Origin of the sequence: Nocardia sp. NPDC060220 (assembly GCF_042727815.1) — a bacterium.
Lineage (GTDB): Bacteria > Actinomycetota > Actinomycetes > Mycobacteriales > Mycobacteriaceae > Nocardia.
Genome location: NZ_JBHWZY010000368.1, coordinates 4,249 through 6,508, shown reverse-complemented (window position 1 = coordinate 6,508; position 2,260 = coordinate 4,249). Strand labels below are relative to the sequence as shown.

Here is a 2,260-nt window from a genome sequence, read left to right as displayed (position 1 = left end):
AGGTGCCACCCGAAGGTGAGGACGTGCGCGATGTCGCGCCGCTGGTCACCCCCATCGACACCGAATTCCGGGTCGGCACCATGGGTCTGGGCTGGGATTCCGACGCAGGCGCCGTGGTGGTCGAGTTGCTCGCGATCACCGAGACCGAGGTCGACGAATCGGTGGTGCTCGACGACACCGACGAAGGCCCCGACGCGGTGCGGGTTTTCCTGACCCCCATCCAGGCACGCGAGTTCGCGTTGCGGTCGGCGCGGGTGATCGCGGCGGGCCGCCCACCGTGCCCGCTGTGCGGGGAACCGCTGTCCTCGCGGGGGCACATGTGTGTGCGCACCAACGGGTACAAGCGCGGCGAGATCTTCGGCGCTGCCGAGCTCGAAGAGGAGTGATCTTCTGTGCCGGTACTCACCGAAGGTGACCTCGACATCGTCGGCCGGATCGGCGTCGCCAGCAACCTCACGCTGGTCTGTGAGATCGCCGCACCCAAACCCGACGGCGCCCCGCTGCGGGTGGTGTACAAGCCGGTGCGTGGTGAACGGCCGCTGTGGGACTTTCCCGACGGCACACTCGCGGGCCGAGAGGTCGCGTCGTATCTGATCTCCGAACACCTCGGCTGGGGTGTGATCCCCGAAACGGTGCTGCGCGACGGGCCGCTGGGGCCGGGCATGGTGCAGCGCTGGGTCACCTCGGTCGACAACCGCACCGATGCCCGTCAGCGCCTCGACCTGGTCGATCTGTGCACGCCGGGAACCGTGCCCGCGGGATTCTGCGAAGTGCTGCGCGCGCTCGACGAGCAGGGCAACGAGGTCTCGCTCATCCACGCCGACGATCCGCGCCTGCAGCGGATGGCGGTGCTGGATCTGTTGCTCAACAACGCCGATCGCAAAGGCGGGCACGCGCTGGAAGGTGTCGACGGGCAGGTCTACGGCGTCGACCACGGCATCTGCCTGCACGCCGAACCTAAACTGCGCACCGTGCTGTGGGGCTGGGCGGGACGGCCGGTGCACGAGTCGCTGATCCCCGACATCACCACCTTCGCCGCGAATCTGCCCGGCGCCGTGGCCGATTCGCTGGCCATCCACATCACCGACGCCGAGATCACCGCCCTGGCCGAACGGGCGAAGGCCTTGCTGGATCACCCGGTGATGCCTGTCCCCAACTCCTCGCGTCCGATCCCCTGGCCCGCATTCTGACAGTAGGTCCGGCGCCGATAAATCGGTCGTGCTCCGCCCGGCCCGGTTGCTACCGTTGCCGCCATGAAGGTCGAATCCCGAATCGCTGCCGCGACCGCACGAGCTCTCAGCTCGCCGGTCGCTGCCGCCTGACCTTCTCTCCCATGCCGGCGACCGGAAACGGTCCGCTGGCGTGCGTCGGTCTTGTCGCTGTTCGTCATGGTGGCCGCTTCCGGTCGATGTCACCTCGATGGAGCAACCACCATGATCACCACAGACCAGACCGTTCGGACCTTCCTCGACTATTTCCGCGAACGCGGGCACGAACTCACACCGGACGGATCACTCATTCCCTCGCCGGGGGATCCGGTGCTGTTCACCACCTCCGGGATGCACCCGTTGACCCCGTATCTGAGGGGTCGGCCCCACCCGCTGGGCCGGCGACTCACCGGCTCGCAGCGATGCTTGCGCACCACCGATCTCGACGAGGTCGGTGACGACACCCACCTCACCGTGTTCGAGATGCTCGGATCGTGGTCACTCGGCGACTACAGCGGCCCGCAGAGCCTGCGGTGGGGAGTGGAACTGCTGCGCGACGGCTTCGGTATCGACCCGAACCGGATGCACGTCACAGTGTTCGGCGGTGACGACCACGTCGAGCCCGACCACGAGTCGTGGCACACCTGGGACGAGCTGGGTCTGCCGGTCGAACCGACCGTCGACGAGAACTGGTGGTCCAACGGCCCGACCGGACTGTGCGGGCCCGACTCCGAGATCTTCGTCTGGACCGGAGACGACACGCCGCAGGGCACACCGATGACCGATGACCGGTGGGTGGAGGTGTGGAATCACGTCATGATGCGCTACCTGCGCCATCCCGACGGCAGCCTCGAACCGATGCGCCGACCCTGCGTCGACACCGGGCTGGGGCTGGAACGGCTGGTGCGAATCCTGCGGAACTCACAGTCCGTCTTCGAGATCGACCTGTTCGAGCCCTGGCTGAACACCTTGCCCCGAATCTGGGGCCCGCTCGATGATCGGTCGCTGCGAGTGCTGTCGGACCATCTGCGATCGAGCATCGTCGTCCTCGG

At 67.3% G+C, this 2,260-nt stretch carries 3 protein-coding genes; all 3 read left to right on the top strand.

All coding sequences use genetic code 11. The annotated features are described in order from the left end of the window. Positions 1-386 (top strand): DUF3090 family protein (locus tag ACFWF3_RS19685; RefSeq protein WP_379314762.1); only part of this gene is annotated, 386 nt, incomplete at its 5' end. Between the two features lie 6 nt (positions 387-392). After that, positions 393-1,190 carry an SCO1664 family protein gene (locus tag ACFWF3_RS19680; RefSeq protein ID WP_379314761.1) on the top strand — a complete coding sequence of 266 codons (798 nt, stop codon included), beginning with the start codon at positions 393-395 and terminating at the stop codon, positions 1,188-1,190. Positions 1,191-1,433: 243 nt separating this feature from the next. Further along, a partial coding sequence (locus ACFWF3_RS19675; protein WP_379314760.1) for an alanine--tRNA ligase-related protein occupies positions 1,434-2,260 on the top strand: 827 nt, incomplete at its 3' end.